At 73.1% G+C, this 13,926-nt stretch carries 13 protein-coding genes and 2 tRNA genes; 3 read left to right on the top strand and 12 right to left on the bottom strand.

Features of this window, described 5'->3' with window-relative positions:
* The first annotated feature begins 31 nt into the window (after positions 1-31).
* Positions 32-1,135, top strand: a complete 1,104-nt coding sequence (locus CLV52_RS01105) for a glycerate kinase (RefSeq protein ID WP_133764060.1) — start codon at positions 32-34, stop codon at positions 1,133-1,135.
* Here CLV52_RS01105 and CLV52_RS01100 read toward each other — a convergent pair.
* The 4 genes from CLV52_RS01100 to CLV52_RS01085 all read right to left on the bottom strand — a co-directional run bounded on the left by CLV52_RS01100 (position 1,108) and on the right by CLV52_RS01085 (position 7,173).
* Positions 1,108-3,117: an acyl-CoA dehydrogenase family protein gene (locus CLV52_RS01100; protein ID WP_133764058.1), complete on the bottom strand. Its 2,010-nt coding sequence runs from the start codon at positions 3,115-3,117 to the stop codon at positions 1,108-1,110. The two genes, CLV52_RS01105 and CLV52_RS01100, sit on opposite strands and share 28 nt — an antisense overlap.
* Before the next feature lie 116 nt (positions 3,118-3,233).
* Entirely contained in the window at positions 3,234-4,160 is a 927-nt protein-coding gene (locus tag CLV52_RS01095; protein ID WP_246017867.1) for a DNA-methyltransferase, read from the bottom strand.
* 115 nt (positions 4,161-4,275) lie between these two features.
* The gene (locus CLV52_RS01090; protein WP_133765773.1) at positions 4,276-6,369 is read right to left on the bottom strand and encodes an MDR family MFS transporter; all 2,094 of its coding nucleotides are present in this window, start codon (positions 6,367-6,369) and stop codon (positions 4,276-4,278) included.
* A gap of 216 nt (positions 6,370-6,585) precedes the next feature.
* The gene (locus CLV52_RS01085; protein WP_133764055.1) at positions 6,586-7,173 is read right to left on the bottom strand and encodes an adenylate kinase; all 588 of its coding nucleotides are present in this window, start codon (positions 7,171-7,173) and stop codon (positions 6,586-6,588) included.
* Positions 7,174-7,479: 306 nt separating this feature from the next.
* On the opposite strand from CLV52_RS01085, the gene CLV52_RS01080 reads away from it, so the two are divergent.
* On the top strand, positions 7,480-8,505 hold the full coding sequence (locus tag CLV52_RS01080) for a Gfo/Idh/MocA family protein (protein ID WP_246017865.1): 1,026 nt from the start codon (positions 7,480-7,482) through the stop codon (positions 8,503-8,505).
* 177 nt (positions 8,506-8,682) lie between these two features.
* Here CLV52_RS01080 and CLV52_RS18215 read toward each other — a convergent pair whose 3' ends face one another.
* Positions 8,683-8,823: a hypothetical protein gene (locus CLV52_RS18215; RefSeq protein WP_162850663.1), complete on the bottom strand. Its 141-nt coding sequence runs from the start codon at positions 8,821-8,823 to the stop codon at positions 8,683-8,685.
* Positions 8,824-9,041: 218 nt separating this feature from the next.
* Positions 9,042-9,380, bottom strand: coding sequence for a hypothetical protein (locus CLV52_RS01075; protein WP_133764051.1), 339 nt, complete (start codon positions 9,378-9,380; stop codon positions 9,042-9,044).
* 420 nt (positions 9,381-9,800) lie between these two features.
* On the opposite strand from CLV52_RS01075, the gene CLV52_RS18210 reads away from it, so the two are divergent.
* Positions 9,801-9,959: a hypothetical protein gene (locus CLV52_RS18210; protein WP_162850662.1), complete on the top strand. Its 159-nt coding sequence runs from the start codon at positions 9,801-9,803 to the stop codon at positions 9,957-9,959.
* A 17-nt stretch (positions 9,960-9,976) separates the two neighbouring features.
* On the opposite strand, the gene CLV52_RS01065 is transcribed toward CLV52_RS18210, so the two are convergent.
* The 6 genes from CLV52_RS01065 to CLV52_RS01045 all read right to left on the bottom strand — a co-directional run bounded on the left by CLV52_RS01065 (position 9,977) and on the right by CLV52_RS01045 (position 13,913).
* A tRNA-Arg gene (locus CLV52_RS01065) sits at positions 9,977-10,049 on the bottom strand.
* Positions 10,050-10,109: 60 nt separating this feature from the next.
* Positions 10,110-11,120: a PHP domain-containing protein gene (locus CLV52_RS01060; RefSeq protein WP_133764047.1), complete on the bottom strand. Its 1,011-nt coding sequence runs from the start codon at positions 11,118-11,120 to the stop codon at positions 10,110-10,112.
* Between the two features lie 107 nt (positions 11,121-11,227).
* Complete coding sequence (locus tag CLV52_RS18205) at positions 11,228-11,374, bottom strand: hypothetical protein (protein ID WP_162850661.1); 147 nt, start codon at positions 11,372-11,374, stop codon at positions 11,228-11,230.
* A 249-nt stretch (positions 11,375-11,623) separates the two neighbouring features.
* Positions 11,624-11,713 (bottom strand) — tRNA-Ser (locus CLV52_RS01055).
* A gap of 473 nt (positions 11,714-12,186) precedes the next feature.
* Positions 12,187-13,458 (bottom strand): MFS transporter, encoded by a 1,272-nt coding sequence (locus CLV52_RS01050; RefSeq protein ID WP_133764045.1) that lies wholly within the window; start codon positions 13,456-13,458, stop codon positions 12,187-12,189.
* Positions 13,459-13,466: 8 nt separating this feature from the next.
* Entirely contained in the window at positions 13,467-13,913 is a 447-nt protein-coding gene (locus tag CLV52_RS01045; protein ID WP_133764043.1) for a MarR family winged helix-turn-helix transcriptional regulator, read from the bottom strand.
* Positions 13,914-13,926: the final 13 nt, after the last annotated feature.

Below are 13,926 nucleotides of genomic sequence, written 5' to 3'. Positions count from 1 at the left end.
CGAGCGACGACGGACGCGGGAGGCTGAGCGCATGCGCGTCGTGATCGCCCCGGACTCGTTCAAGGGCACGCTCGGGGCCGCGGCGGCGGCCGCGGCGCTCGCCGAGGGCTGGCGCTCCGTGCGCCCCGCCGACGAGGTCCTCCCGATGCCCATGGCCGATGGCGGCGAGGGCACGCTCGAGGCGCTCGCCGTCCCGGGCGCGCAGCGCATCCCGGTCCGGGTCCCCGGCCCCGACGACCGGGCCGTGGACGCCGTCGTCCTCCTGCTCCCCGACGGCACCGGCGTCGTCGAGCTCGCGTCGACGAGCGGCATCACCCTCCTCGACCCGCTCCGGCCGTGGCGGGCGCACACCCGCGGGTTCGGCGCGGCGATCCGCGCGGTGCTCGACGCGGGCGCGACCGCGCTCCTCCTCACGATCGGCGGCAGCGCCTCGACGGACGGCGGCGCGGGCGCGCTGCGCGAGCTCGGCGCGCGATTCCTCGACGTGGGCGGCGGGGACGTGCCGGACGGCGCTGCCGGACTCCTCCTGCTGGAGGCCGTCGACCTGGCCGCGCTGCGACCGATCCCGCGCGGCGGCGCCCGGGTCGTCACCGACGTCACCAGCCCGCTCCTCGGGCCGGAGGGCGCCGCGGCCGTGTTCGGGCCGCAGAAGGGGGCGAAGGAGGCGGACGTGCCCGAGCTGGAGCGCGGCCTCGCGCGGCTGGCGGCCCGGCTGCCGGGCGACCCGACCGCGCCCGGCGCCGGGGCCGCCGGCGGCACGGGGTTCGGGCTGCTCGCCTGGGGCGCCGAGCTCGTGCCCGGAGCGGCTGCGGTCGCTGCCGCGGCCGGGCTGCCGCGGGCCGTCGACGGCGCGGACCTCGTGATCACGGGGGAGGGGCGCTTCGACGCGCAGACCGCTCGGGGCAAGGTCCCGGAGACCGTTCGCGCCCTCGCCGGCGCCGTCCCGACCGCGCTGGTCGCGGGCTCGATCGAGGTCGAGCCCGTCGGCTACGTCGCGGCGCTCTCGCTCACTGCGCTGGTCGGCCGGGAGGCGGCGTTCGCGGACCCTGCGGCGGCCCTCCGCTCGGCGGGCGTCGCCTTGGCGTCCCGGTTCCCGCCGCCCGCCGCTCAGCGGGCGGCGCGGGCCTCCTTCTGACGGGCGGCCTCCGCTCCGGAGGCGATCGCCGCGCGCAGATGCCCCTGCTCGTAGCCGAACGCTTGCACCAGGTCGACCGCGTGCGGACGCATCCGCCGCACGAGCGCGTCGAGCAGCCGGGTCACGGCCTTCGCGCGCGAGACGCTGAGACGACGGCGGACGAGGTACCAGCCGAGGTCGCGCTCGATCGTCGTCAGCGCGAACACGTCGCGGACGAGCGCGAGCAGCGCCTTCGTCGGCGCATCCGTCTCCCGCTCCACGGCCCGGGTGAACGCGCGCCACTGCCGCAGCCGTGCCTCCGCCCGCGCTGCGTCGATGAGCGCGTGCTGGTGGTCGCCGAACCGAGCGGCGAGCTCCTCGGCGGAGACGCCGGGAGCGGGTCGGAGCGCGGGCGCGATCTCCGCGACGGCGAGCTCGACGCGGTCGAGCAGGATGCGCTCCTGCACGGCCGGCTCGCGCAGGGATCGGGCGGCGCCCGCGGCGGTGCCGCCGTCGGCGACGCGCTGCGCGAGCGCGGCGAGGCCCGCGGAGGCGGCCGTCGCGGACACGGCCTGCCCGGCGACGATGCGCGCCGCTCCGGCGGAACCGGCCGCCTTCAGCCGGCGGCCGTACTGCGTGAGCAGCCGCTTGCCGACGAGCTGCAGGAGCACCGTGTTGTCGCCCTCGAACGTCGCGTAGACGTCGAGGTCCGCGTGGAGCTGCCCGAAGCGGTTCTCGGCGAGGAAGCCGGCGCCGCCGCACGCCTCGCGGCACTCCTGGATCGTGTCGAGCGCGTGCCAGGTCGCCTCCGCCTTCGCCGCGGCGGCGAAGTTCTCGAGCTCCTGGCGCGACTCGTCGGTGTCGTGCTCGCCCGTGAACACGCGGTGGAAGTCGAGCAGCAGCTCGTCCTGCGTGTAGGTCGCGGCGTAGACGCCCGCGAGCCGCGTGAGCAGGCGGCGCTGGTGCTGCGGGTAGTCGAGCAGCACCTCCTCGTCGCCGGCGGCGCCCGCGAACTGCCGCCGCTGCGCCGCGTAGGTGATCGCGATCTCGAGCGCGATCTTCGCCCCGGTGTTCGCGGCGCCGGCGAGCGAGACGCGGCCCTGCACGAGCGTGCCGAGCATCGTGAAGAAGCGGCGCCCCTGGCTCGGGATCGGCGAGGAGTAGGTGCCGTCCGGCGCCACGTCCCCGTACCGGTTGAGGAGGTTCTCCCGCGGCACCCGGACGCCGGAGAAGTGCAGGCGGCCGTTGTCGACGCCGTTCAGGCCGCTCTTCGGCCCGTCGTCCTCCCCGCCGACGCCCGGGAGGAAGGTGCCGGAGGCGTCGCGGATCGGCACGAAGAACGCGTGGACGCCGTGCCGCTCGCCGAGCGTCTCGAGCTGCGCGAACACGACCGCGGCGCGCGCGTCGACCGCGGCGTTGCCGATGTAGTCCTTCCACGCGGCGCGGAAGGGGGTGTCGATGACGAACTCCTGCGTCGCGGGGTCGTACGTCGCCGTGGTCGCGATCGACGCCACGTCGGAGCCGTGCCCGGTCTCCGTCATGGCGAATCCGCCGAAGGTCTGGAGCTCGATCGCGTCGGCGAGGAAGTGCTCGTGGTGGTACCGCGTGCCGAGGTGGAGGATCGCTGCCGCGAAGAGGCCCCACTGCACGCCGGCCTTGATCTGCAGCGAGGGGTCGGCGGTGACGAGCTCCTCGAAGGCGACGAGGTTGCCCCCGGCGTCGCCGGAGCCGCCGAACTGCTCCGGGAAGGGCAGGCGGACCGCGCCGCTGTCGAGGAGCACCTGCAGCTGCGCGGTCACGCGAGCGCGGTGGTCGGCGACGCCGATGTCGTCGAGGCGGTGCAGGGCCGGGTCGAGCGTCCGGGCGCGCGCGGCGAGCCGGACGTCCTTCCAGCTGCCGAGCAGGCCGTCGTGGATCCGGTCGAAGTCCGGCTCCTGCGCGCTCGTCCTCGTCGCCCGCACCGTCGCGGTCGTCGTCGGTCCCGACATCGCATCCAACGTCATGGTCGCCTCCTGTCCGTTCGGTCAGGACGGTAATCCGGGATCCCGCCGAAGCCGGAATCGACCGTGGGAACCCGCGCGCGGCCGCCCGCTCCGATCCGCGCTCGACTGTGGGCGACCTACAACGGTGGCCACTGCGCGCTGTGGGGTGTCGCTCTGTCGCGCGGGCCCCGTCCGATCAGGACCCCGTTGCCGAGCCTGGCGCGCATGACGTCGATCGCCGTCGGGCTCTCGTCGACGAGGAGGAACCGCCGCCCGAGCGCGCGCGCCGCCTCGCCGGTCGTCCCGCTGCCCGCGAAGGGGTCGAGCACCCAGTCACCGGGCGCGCTGCTCGCCGCGACGATGCGGCGCAGGACGCCGAGCGGCTTCTGCGTCGGGTAGCCGGTCTTCTCGCGCCCGGTCGGCGACACGATCGTGTGCCACCACACGTCCGTCGGCAGCTTGCCGAGCGCCGCCTTCTCGGGCGGCACGAGACCGGGAGCCATGTAGGGCTCCCGGTCGACCTCCGTCGCGTCGAACAGGTACCGCTCCGGGTCCTTCACGTAGACCAGGATCGTGTCGTGCTTGGCGGGCCACCGCCGGGTCGTGCGGGCGCCGTAGTCGTAGGCCCAGACGATCTCGTTCAGGAAGCACTCCCGCCCGAACAGGGCGTCGAGCAGCACCTTCGCGTAGTGCACCTCCCGCTGGTCCAGGTGGAGGTAGAGCGTCCCGTCCTCGGCGAGCACGCGCCACGCCTCCTCGAGCCGCGGCTCGAGGAACGCCCAGTAGTCGGTGAACGCGTCGTCGTACCGGGTCACGCTGCTCCGCACGACGTCGTACGGGCGGCCGTGGAAGCCCATGCGCGTGCCGCCGATGGGGTCGTGCCGGGTGATGGTCGTGCGCCGCAGCTGCTCCCGTCCGGTGTTGAACGGCGGATCGAGGTAGACGAGGCGGAACGCGCCGTCGGGGAGGGCGCGCAGCAGGGGCAGGTTGTCGCCTTCGACGACGCGGTCGGGGCCGAACGGGGCCCAGACGAGCGGCGCGGCCTCCGGCAGCTCGAGCGTCACGCGGTCACGCTACGGGCCGCCTCCGACATCGTCGGCTCGCGGTGCGGGCCGGGAACGCCGGAGCGGCCGGCGCCCCTGGGGACGCCGGCCGCTCCGGATCGATGACGCGCTCGGGCTACGGGCGCCCGGCCGGGACGGCGCCCGCGTCGGCCGGCGCCGTGGTCCCGGTCGCCGCCGCGGCGTTCGCCGCGTCGACCTCGAGCCGGTCCGCTGCGGCCTTGTCCGCCTGCTCCTGCAGCGCGGAGCGCTGGCGCAGCGGCGGCACCTTGAAGAACCAGCTGAGCACGAACGCGATCAGCAGGACGATCAGACCGACCCAGTAGATCTGCACGGCCGAGACGTTGAAGCCCGTCAGGAACGGCTTCGACAGCCGAGGGTCCGCGCCCTTGAGGAAGGACGTGTCGCTCGTGGAGCTGTCCGTCCCGGACGTGGTCGAGGACGAGCCCTTCTTGATGTCCTTGATGATCGTCGGCACGACCTTGTCGACGACCGCGCGCCGCTGGGTCGCGTTCGAGAAGTCGACGGTCAGGCGGCCGTCGACCACGCTCGCGTCCGCCTTCGACGCGGCCTCGCGGAGCGCCGTGGCCTCCGCGGTGCGCTTCGCGGCGGGCAGGGCGGCGGCCACCTGCTGGTCGATGACCGTCTGCGCGGCGGCGGCGGGCACGGCGCCGGCGGCGACCTGCTGGTTCACCGCGGCGGTGACCTGCTTCGTGACGGCCGAGGTCGCGGCCGAGTCCGCGGCCTGCTTCACGGTGGTCGTCGCGTCGTCGAGGCTCGACTGCAGATTCGACTTGATCGGATCCACGATCGGGTTCCAGAGCTGCTTCATGATCGCCCGGTTGTCCGCGGCCTGCGCCACCGACGGCGTGAGGGCCGCGTTCAGCGCCGAGGTCAGCGTCGCCTTGTCCTGCGTCGCGGTCAGGATGTTGCCCGGCAGCGAGGAGAAGAGCACCGACAGGAGCACCGCGGTGCCCAGGGTGCCGCCGATCTGGCGGAAGAAGGTCGACGCGCTCGTCGCGACGCCCATGTCCCGCGGCTGCACCGAGTTCTGGCTCGCCATGGTCAGCGTCTGCATCAGCTGGCCGAGGCCCAGCCCGATCAGGAACATCCCGATCATCAGGTACCAGAGCGGCTTGTCGATCGTGATCGTCGTCATCCACAGGAAGCCGGCCGAGGTGAACGCCGTGCCCGTGACGGGGAAGATCCGGTACTTGCCGGTGCGGGAGATGATCTGGCCGGAGCCGATCGACGCGATCATCAGGCCGAGCACCATCGGCAGGGTCGCGAAGCCCGACTCGGTCGCCGTCAGGCCGGTGACGACCTGCAGGTAGAGGGGAAGGGTCAGCAGGGCGCCGAACATGCCGAAACCGACCAGCACGCCGAGGATCGTCGACATCGAGAAGACGCGGGAGCGGAACAGCTTGAGCGGGATGATCGCGTCGTCGCCCATCAGCGTCTCCGCGATGAGGAAGCCGATCAGGCCGAGCGCACCGACGACGTAGCAGGTGATCGAGCCCCAGGACGCCCAGCCCCACGTGCGGCCCTGCTCGGCGACGAGGAGGAGTGGGACGAGGGTCGCGACGACCGCCGTGGCGCCCCACCAGTCGATGCGGGGGGCCTTGTGCTCCCCGAAGCGGGGCAGGTGCAGGAAGGTCAGCACCATGAACAGCGCGACCGCACCGATCGGCACGTTGATGAGGAAGACCCAGCGCCAGCCGGTGATGAAGAGGATCTCGGGCGCCCCGGAGAACAGACCGCCGACGAGCGGTCCGACGAGGGACGAGACGCCGAACACGGCGAGGAAGTAGCCCTGGTACTTCGCGCGCTCGCGGGGGGCGAGCATGTCGCCCATGATCGCGAGCGGGAGGGACATGAGGCCACCCGCGCCGATGCCCTGGATGGCCCGGAAGCCCGCCAGCATCAGCATGGAGGTCGAGAACGAGGCGGCCAGCGAGCCGACGACGAAGATGCTGATCGCGAAGATGTACAGAGGGCGGCGGCCGAAGAGGTCACTGAGCTTGCCGTAGATCGGGGTCGCGATCGTCGACGTGATCAGGTAGGCGGTGGTCACCCACGCCTGCTGGTCGAGACCGTGGAGGTCGTCGCCGATGGTGCGGATCGCGGTGCCGACGACGGTCTGGTCGAGGGCCGACAGGAACATGCCGGCCATCAGGCCGTAGATCACCAGCAGGATCTGCCGGTGCGACATGACGGCGCTGCCCGAGGCGGGCGCGGGCGCGGTGGCGGTAGAGGTCACGGAGGTCCTTCAGAAGACGTGGAGACGCGACGAGGAGTGCGACGTCGAACGCCACAGCCCGACGTCGATGCTTGCAGTGAGTGCAAGATTACACCCTCTGCAACCTGTGTCCAGGTGCGCCGCTCCGGCGCGGCGCCCGCTCGAGGCAGCGGGCTCGGCGAGGCGGGCTCAGGGCAGCGCGCTCGGCTCCACCTGCCCGATCGCGGCGATGAGCCGCTCGTGCACCTCGTCGGTCGTGCCGACGCCGTCGACCCGCAGTACGAGGTCCGCCGCGTCGTAGAGCGCCACGAGCGGCTCGGTCTCCGCGTGGTAGAGCGCGAGGCGGTGGCGGATGACCTCGGGGGTGTCGTCGGAGCGCCCCTGCTCCGCCGCGCGCTTCAGGAGGCGCTCCTCGAGGACGTCGTCGGATGCCGACAGCAGCAGGACGGCGTCGAGCGAGGTGTCGGACAGCGCGAGCAGCCGGTCGAGCTCAGCGACCTGGTCGGCCGTGCGGGGGTAGCCGTCGAGGAGGAAGCCGCCCTGCGCGTCAGGCTCGGCGAGGCGCTCGGCGAGCATCGTGTTCGTGACGGAGTCGGGCACGTAGTCCCCGGCGGCGATGAGCGCGCTGAGGCGCTTGCCCAGGTCGGTGCCGTTCCGGACGTGCGCACGGAACAGGTCGCCCGTGGAGATCACGGGTACGCCGAGCGTCGCCGCCAGGCGGCCGCCCTGCGTGCCCTTGCCGACGCCGGGAGGGCCGAAGAGGACGACTCGCTTCATCACGCTGCTCCTTCATGGTCCACGCAGGCTCTGTGGTGCAACCCGTGGGGAAGCGGGTTCTTCCCGAGGCACGTCGTCGAGCCCGCGACCGCTGGACTGCTTACCAGACGATCAGCGCCGGAAGAAGCGGAACGGCTGGGCGGAGCGGGGCGGGCGGAGCGCTCCCACGAGCCACCCGGATCAAGAATGCCTGATGAGGGGCATCACCGATCGCGATGGTCGGATCATGCGGCGACGCTTACGGCGGACCGTCGCGCGTGCCTAGACTCGCGCCCCGCCGCACCGATCGGCTCGAAGGAGAGCGCAGTGACCGTTGAAGCAGCGCCCGCGGACGGCGTCGAGACCGGTTCGCTTCGCATCGGCGTCCTCGGGGCGGCCGGGATCACGGAGCGCGCGATGATCGACCCTTCGCGCGCGCTCGAGGGCGTCCGGGTCGAGGCGATCGCTTCCCGCGATCCCGAGCGCGCTCGGGCGCTCGCGGACCGGCTCGGGGTGCCGCGGGCCTCCGACTACGACGGCGTCCTCGCGGATCCGGACATCGACCTCGTCTACATCGCGCTCCCGCCCGTGTTCCACGCCGAGTGGGCGGCGCGCGCGCTCGCGGCGGGCAAGCACGTGCTGTGCGAGAAGCCGCTGTCGGCGAACGGCACCACGGCCGCGCGGATCGCCGACGCCGCGGAGGCGGCGGGCCGCCGGGCGTTCGTCGGCTTCCACTACCGGTTGCACCCGTTCATCGAACGGCTGCTCGACGTCCTCGACTCCGGCGTGCTCGGCCGGACCGAGCGGATCGACGTCGACTTCAGCATCCCCCACTTCGTCGTGCAGCCCGGGAACATCCGGCTCGACGGGAACCTGGGCGGTGGCGCGTTCATGGACGTCGGCTGCTACGCGATCGACCTGCTCCGCGCCGGCTGGGGCGAGCCCGAGGTCCTCCGCGCCGTCGCGCAGCCGTACGGCGCCGATCCGCGGATCGATCTGCAGATGGACGCGGACCTGCGGCTGCCGGGCGACGTCCCCGCCCGGGTACGCGCCTCGTTCCTCGGCGACGACACCGGGAGCATGACGCTGCGCGTGACCGGCACCGACGCGCGCCTCGCGGCGACGAGCGTCATCGTCCCGCAGTGGGGCGCGGTGCTGCACGTCGAGAGCGACGACGGCGTGCTGCTGGAGGAGCGGGCGCGGGAGGGCGACAACAGCTACGAGCGGCAGCTCGCCCACATCGCGATGGTCCTGCGCGACGGCTCGCCGAGCGTCCTCGACGCGGCGCGCGGCGTCGGCACGATGCAGGCGGTCGACGGCGTCTACCGGGCCGCGGGCCTGCAGCCGCGCTGAGCCCGGGGCGGCCCGCCCCTCCGTCGCTCGATCAGGACGCTGTCACGGGTGCAGGACCGCATCGCCCGCTCCGTCCTGCACGCACCACGACGTCCTGATCGCGGCGCTCGCGCCGCCCGATCCGGACGGCGAGGCGCACGCCGAGGATGCGGGCGAGACCGGCGATCGGGGGAGCGATCACGCGGCGGCAGCGCGCTGCAGGTCGGCGTGCGGTCCGCACTCGGGGCACTCCCACGAGCGCTGGTGCGCGTCGCCCCACTGCACCATGGGGACGAAGCAGGGGACGCAGAAGGCCTGGGTGAGTTCGTTCTCGTACACGGGTGTCCTCTCGAGGGGCGGCGGAGTGCCTCGGCATCACCTCAACACCGACCGCCGGCGGCGCGCCCACGAACGGCGGAGGGCGGGGCGACTGTCAGGTCCGTGGCGTCCCCAGATGGCGGGACACGGAGGCGCGGGACGCATGTCCGTCGAGTGGTGCGGACCGCGGTCAGCGCTGCGGGACCGCCTCGGTGCGGTCCCCGCTCACCGGGAGCCGCTCATCCGATCGGCTCGGTCGACGCACGGAGCCGCCGCACCGAACGCGCACGCAGGGCCCGCACGGATCGGATCAGGCGCTCCCGGCCGACCTCGAAGCCGAGGGCCTCGACCGGATACGTCGCCTCGTCCTCGCGGAGGACGCGCTCGATCGAAGCGAGCTCGCCGTGGTCGTGCGCTCCGGCGCTGAGGGCCGCATTCGCCCGGAGCAGCACGGCGATGCTGATCGCCACGACGATCGGGATCCCGAGCCGCCAATCGGCGGACATCACGCCCGCGGCGACCGCGAGGACGGCGACCGCGCCCGACACGATCCGCACCTCGCTCGGCACCGTGGACACGACGCGCGTCGCGCGGCTGAGCGAAGCGGAGAGGGATGCGTGCGCCGACACTGTGCTGCCTTCTTGAGGAGTGCGAGGAGACCTGGACCAGGGATCCAAGGCGGCGCGCCTCGATGTGTCGACCCCCACTCCGAGGCGGTGCTGCCCTCCTGGTGCTGGTGCTGGTGCTGGTGCTGGTGCAGGTGCAGGCGCTTCGGTGGAGGCGGGCGGCACGCCGTGGGCCGGCCCCCCGGTCGCTCGATCAGGACGGCGTCACGGGTGCAGGACGGCAGCGTCCGCTCCGTCCTGAGCGCCGCACGACGTCCTGATCAGGGCTCGGGAGCGCTCACCGTCCGCGGGTGATGGCCCAGAGCTCGCGTTCGACCGGGAGGTCGAGAATCGCGCCGGCGGACCGGGATCGGCGCTCGTGTCCGCGACGAGGTGCACGGGGACGTCGCCGTCGAATCGAGCGGCGACGACGCTCCGGTCTCGCACCCGGGCGTCGTCAGCGCCATCGAGGCCGAGCACGCGCTGCACCGGATCACCGCGAAGGTCCGACCCGGGAAGCACGAAGCCCCGGCCGAAGAGTTCCTCTTCTGACCGGGGCTTCCGTTCTGCGCGCCCGGAGGGACTCGAACCCCCAACCTTCTGATCCGTAGTCAGATGCTCTATCCGTTGAGCTACGGGCGCATGCCGTCGAAGCGACCGCACGATGTTACCAGCAGTCGGAGGTCCGGATCTCCGCGTCGCTCAGCGACGGGCGTGCGTCCACGCGAGCAGCTCCTCGACCGGCCACGTCGTGACGATCCGCTCGGGCGGGATGGCGGCCGCGGCGGCGCGTTCCGCGCCGAGGCCGAGCAGGTCGAGGTGCCCCGGGGCGTGCGCGTCGGTGTCGATGCTGAAGAGGCAGCCGGCCGCCAGGGCCTCGGCGATGAGTTCGTCCGGCGGGTCCTGCCGCTCGGGCCGCGAGTTGATCTCGATCGCCACGCCCGCCTCGGCAGCGGCCGCGAAGACCCGGGCCGAGTCGAACTCCGACTGCGGGCGCGTGCCGCGGCGCCCCTCGACGAGCCGACCGGTGATGTGGCCGACGACGTTCGTGTGCGGGTCCGCGATCGCGCCGAGCAGCCGCGCGGTGATCTCGCGCCGGTCGGCCCGGAGCTTCGAGTGGAGGCTCGCCACGACGACGTCCAGTCGGTCGAGCATCGCCGGGTCCTGGTCCAGCGAGCCGTCCTCCAGGACGTCGATCTCGATGCCCGGCAGCAGCCGGACCGGAGCGTCGAGCGCGGCGAGCAGGTCGAGCTGCTCGGCGAGACGCTCGGCGGTGAGCCCGTTCGCGACCTTCAGGTTCGGCGAATGATCGGTCACCGCGATGTACTCGCGGCCCAGGGCGGCGGCGGCTCCGGCCATGGCCTCGATCGGCGTGGTGCCGTCCGACCACTCGCTGTGCGTGTGGAGGTCGCCCCGCAGGCGCGCCAGCAGCGCGCGGCCGGCCTCCGTCGTGAGCCCCGCCGACTCCTCGCGCAGGCGCACGAGGTAGTCCGGCACGTCCCCGATCAGCGCCTGCGTGATCACCTCGACGCTGCGGCCGCCGATCCCCTTCGTGCGCGCGAGCCGACCGTCGGCGGCCCGGCGGCGGAGCTCGTCGTCGTCGACGCCGTCGATGGCCGCCGCGGCGCGGCGGAAGGCCTGGATGCGGAACGGTTCGGCGCGCTGCCGCTCGAGGATGAACGCGATCTCGGCGAGTGCGTCGTGCGGGGACATGCGTCGATCCTGCCCCGCCCGGCCGCGGCCGAGCTCGATCCCGGCAGGAGGCGGAGACGCCCGAGAGCCGATCGGCCCTCAGGGCGCGCCCGCCGCGTCCCGATCGGTCAGACGCGCGCCGAGCGGTCGCAGGAGCGGCACCGCCAGGAATTGACGGTCGCGGCGGCGTCGCGGCCGAGGGTCATGGGTCGACCGCAGCGGCAGGCGCGGATGCTGTAGGACGATTCGTCGGGGGTGAAGGTAAGGGCGGTCATGGCGACCTGCTGCCTGAGGCTCGAACGCCTCGATTCGTATACCGGTGGCACCCGCTCGCGCCGCCGGCATGGCGGGTCGTCTTCGCGGGTCCGTGGTGATCCGGTACCGCGGGGAGGTTAGGCGCCCGACGCCGTTTCAGCAAGGCGGGCCGGGCGGGGTGACCGGAGCGGTGCTGCGCTCCGCGCCGACCGAAGCCCGAACAGAGCGGTAGCCCCTGGATCACGAGGATCGTGGGGCTACGACTGGAGCGGAGACGGTGGGATTTGAACCCACGGAGCCCTAATAGGGCTCTCCACCTTAGCAGGGTGGTGCACTCGACCGGACTATGCGACGTCTCCCGGCGCCAGCAGCATAGCCGCTGAACCGGTCTCGAGGTCCGAGGCGCGACCGGGGTACGAGCGGGCCTCCGATCGGGGGACGTCGCATTGCACGGCCTCGGCGAGCGCCGGTACATTGAGCTCGCCGATCATGCCCGAATGAGATCGGCGCGCATGTCCACCCCGCATGCTCACTCGACTCCGGGCGGAGCACCCCTCCGTCCGGCTCCGGAGTCTCATCATCCGACCGTTCGGGCCGTCGCTGGTGAGACGAGGGGGGCCGCCGGACTGCAAATGGGTATGCAGCGCTGGCGGTCTCCCGCCTCGGTGTTCATGGCCTTCGATCCGCGGGCGGATCGAAGGCTGTGCCGTACCGGCAGGCCCTGCACGGGCCCGCCGGCTGACGGCGCGCGAGGCGATGCCAAGGGGGCGGATCGAAGGCTGTGCCGTACCGGCAGGCCCTGCACGGGCCCGCCGGTTGCCGGGTCGCGGGCTCAGTCCGCGTCGCCGACCGCGAGGCCGCCCACGACCGGGTCCCGGCCCTCGACGCGGTCGAGCGTCGTCGGCTCAGGATGCGCGACCTCGCCGCGGTCCGCGGCGGCCAGCGAGTGGCGCACGGTGCTGAGCACGACCGCTGCCACCGCGACGGTCACCGCGGCGATGAAGAACGGGAGGTGCGCCTGCGGGTCCCACGCCTCCACGATCAGGCCCGCGACGAACGGCGCGAGCCCGCCGCCGATGAACCGCACGAAGCCGTAGGTGGCGGAGGCGACCGGGCGCTCGACCGGCGCGATGCTCATCACGGCGGTCGTCACGAGGGTGTTGTTCGTGCCGATGAAGGCTCCGGCGATGATGACGCCGACGATCACGACCGCCGGGACGGTCGAGAAGATCCCGATGACGGCGAGGTCGACGGCGAACAGCGCGAACGTCACGTAGAGCGTCTTCGCGGTGCCGATGCGGCGCTGCACGCGCGGCGCCACGAGCACCGAGAAGACCGCGACGAGCACGCCCCAGCCGCAGAACACCGCGCCGAGCAGGATCGGGTTCTCGATGCCCATCAGGAACGGCGAGTAGCCGAGCAGCGTGAAGAAGCTCCAGTTGTACAGGAGCCCCACGACGCTCGTCGTGGCGAGCGAGCGGTGCTTCAGTGCCGCGAGCGGCTCGGACAGGCGCTGCTTGCGGGCCGGCACCGGTGTCTTCGGCAGCAGGAAGACGGTCGCGACGAGCGCGATCGCCATGAGTGCGCTCACGCCGAAGAACGGGCCGCGCCAGCTGATGCTGCCGAGCAGGCCGCCCACGACCGGGCCGAGGGCGATGCCGACGCCGAGCGCCGCCTCGTAGAGGATGATCGCCCCGGCGAAGCCGCCCGATGCGGAGGCGACGATGGTCGCGAGGCTCGTCGCGATGAAGAGCGCGTTGCCGAGCCCCCAGCCGGCGCGGAACCCGACGATGCCGCCGATGGAGCCCGACAGGCCGGCGAGCGCGGCGAAGACGACGATGATCACCAGGCCGGCGATGAGCGTCTTCTTCGCGCCGAGCCGGCTGGACACCCAGCCGGTGACGAGCATCGCGACCGCGGTGATGACGAGGTAGCTCGTGAAGAGCAGCTCGACCTGCGTGGGGGTCGCATGCAGCTGCCCGGCGAGGCTCTTCAGGATGGGGTCGACGAGGCCGATGCCCATGAAGGACACGACGCAGGCGAACGCGACCGCCCAGACGGCGCGGGGCTGCTTGAACGGGGATGTGGTGGGTGCTTCGTGCACGGCGGTCCTCAGGAGTCGAGCCGTGCGGCCGGCACGGCGGTCAGGTGCCGGAGCGCGGGCAGGGCGGCGTGGAGCGCCGCCTGGTCCGCGGGGTCGAGCAGCGCGAGCCGCTCCGCGATGCGCAGGGAGCGCTCCTCGCGGTGCTGGTGCAGGCGCGCCCGTCCGGCGTCGGTGATGGCGACCAGGCTGGCCCGTCCGTCGGAGGGGTCGGCGCTCCGCTCCGCCCAGCCCCGTTCCTCGAGCCGGTTCACGAGACCCGTCGCGGCGGGCTGCGTGATCCCCTCGAGGAGGGCGAGATCGGTCACGCGGTGCGCGCCGCCCGTCTCCAGGCGGTCGAGCAGGCTGAGCGCGGTCGCCGAGACGTCGGAGGTCGATCGCGACCGGCGCAGCCAGGTCACGATCTCCTCGAAGGCGCGCCCGAGGGTGGCCAGGTCGGCGGTGGGCTCGTCGGTCACATGACGATCATAG

The organism is Amnibacterium kyonggiense, assembly GCF_004364555.1.
Classification (GTDB): domain Bacteria; phylum Actinomycetota; class Actinomycetes; order Actinomycetales; family Microbacteriaceae; genus Amnibacterium; species Amnibacterium kyonggiense.
Note: the sequence above shows the minus strand (reverse complement) of the source record. Positions and strands in the feature narration are given on the sequence as shown.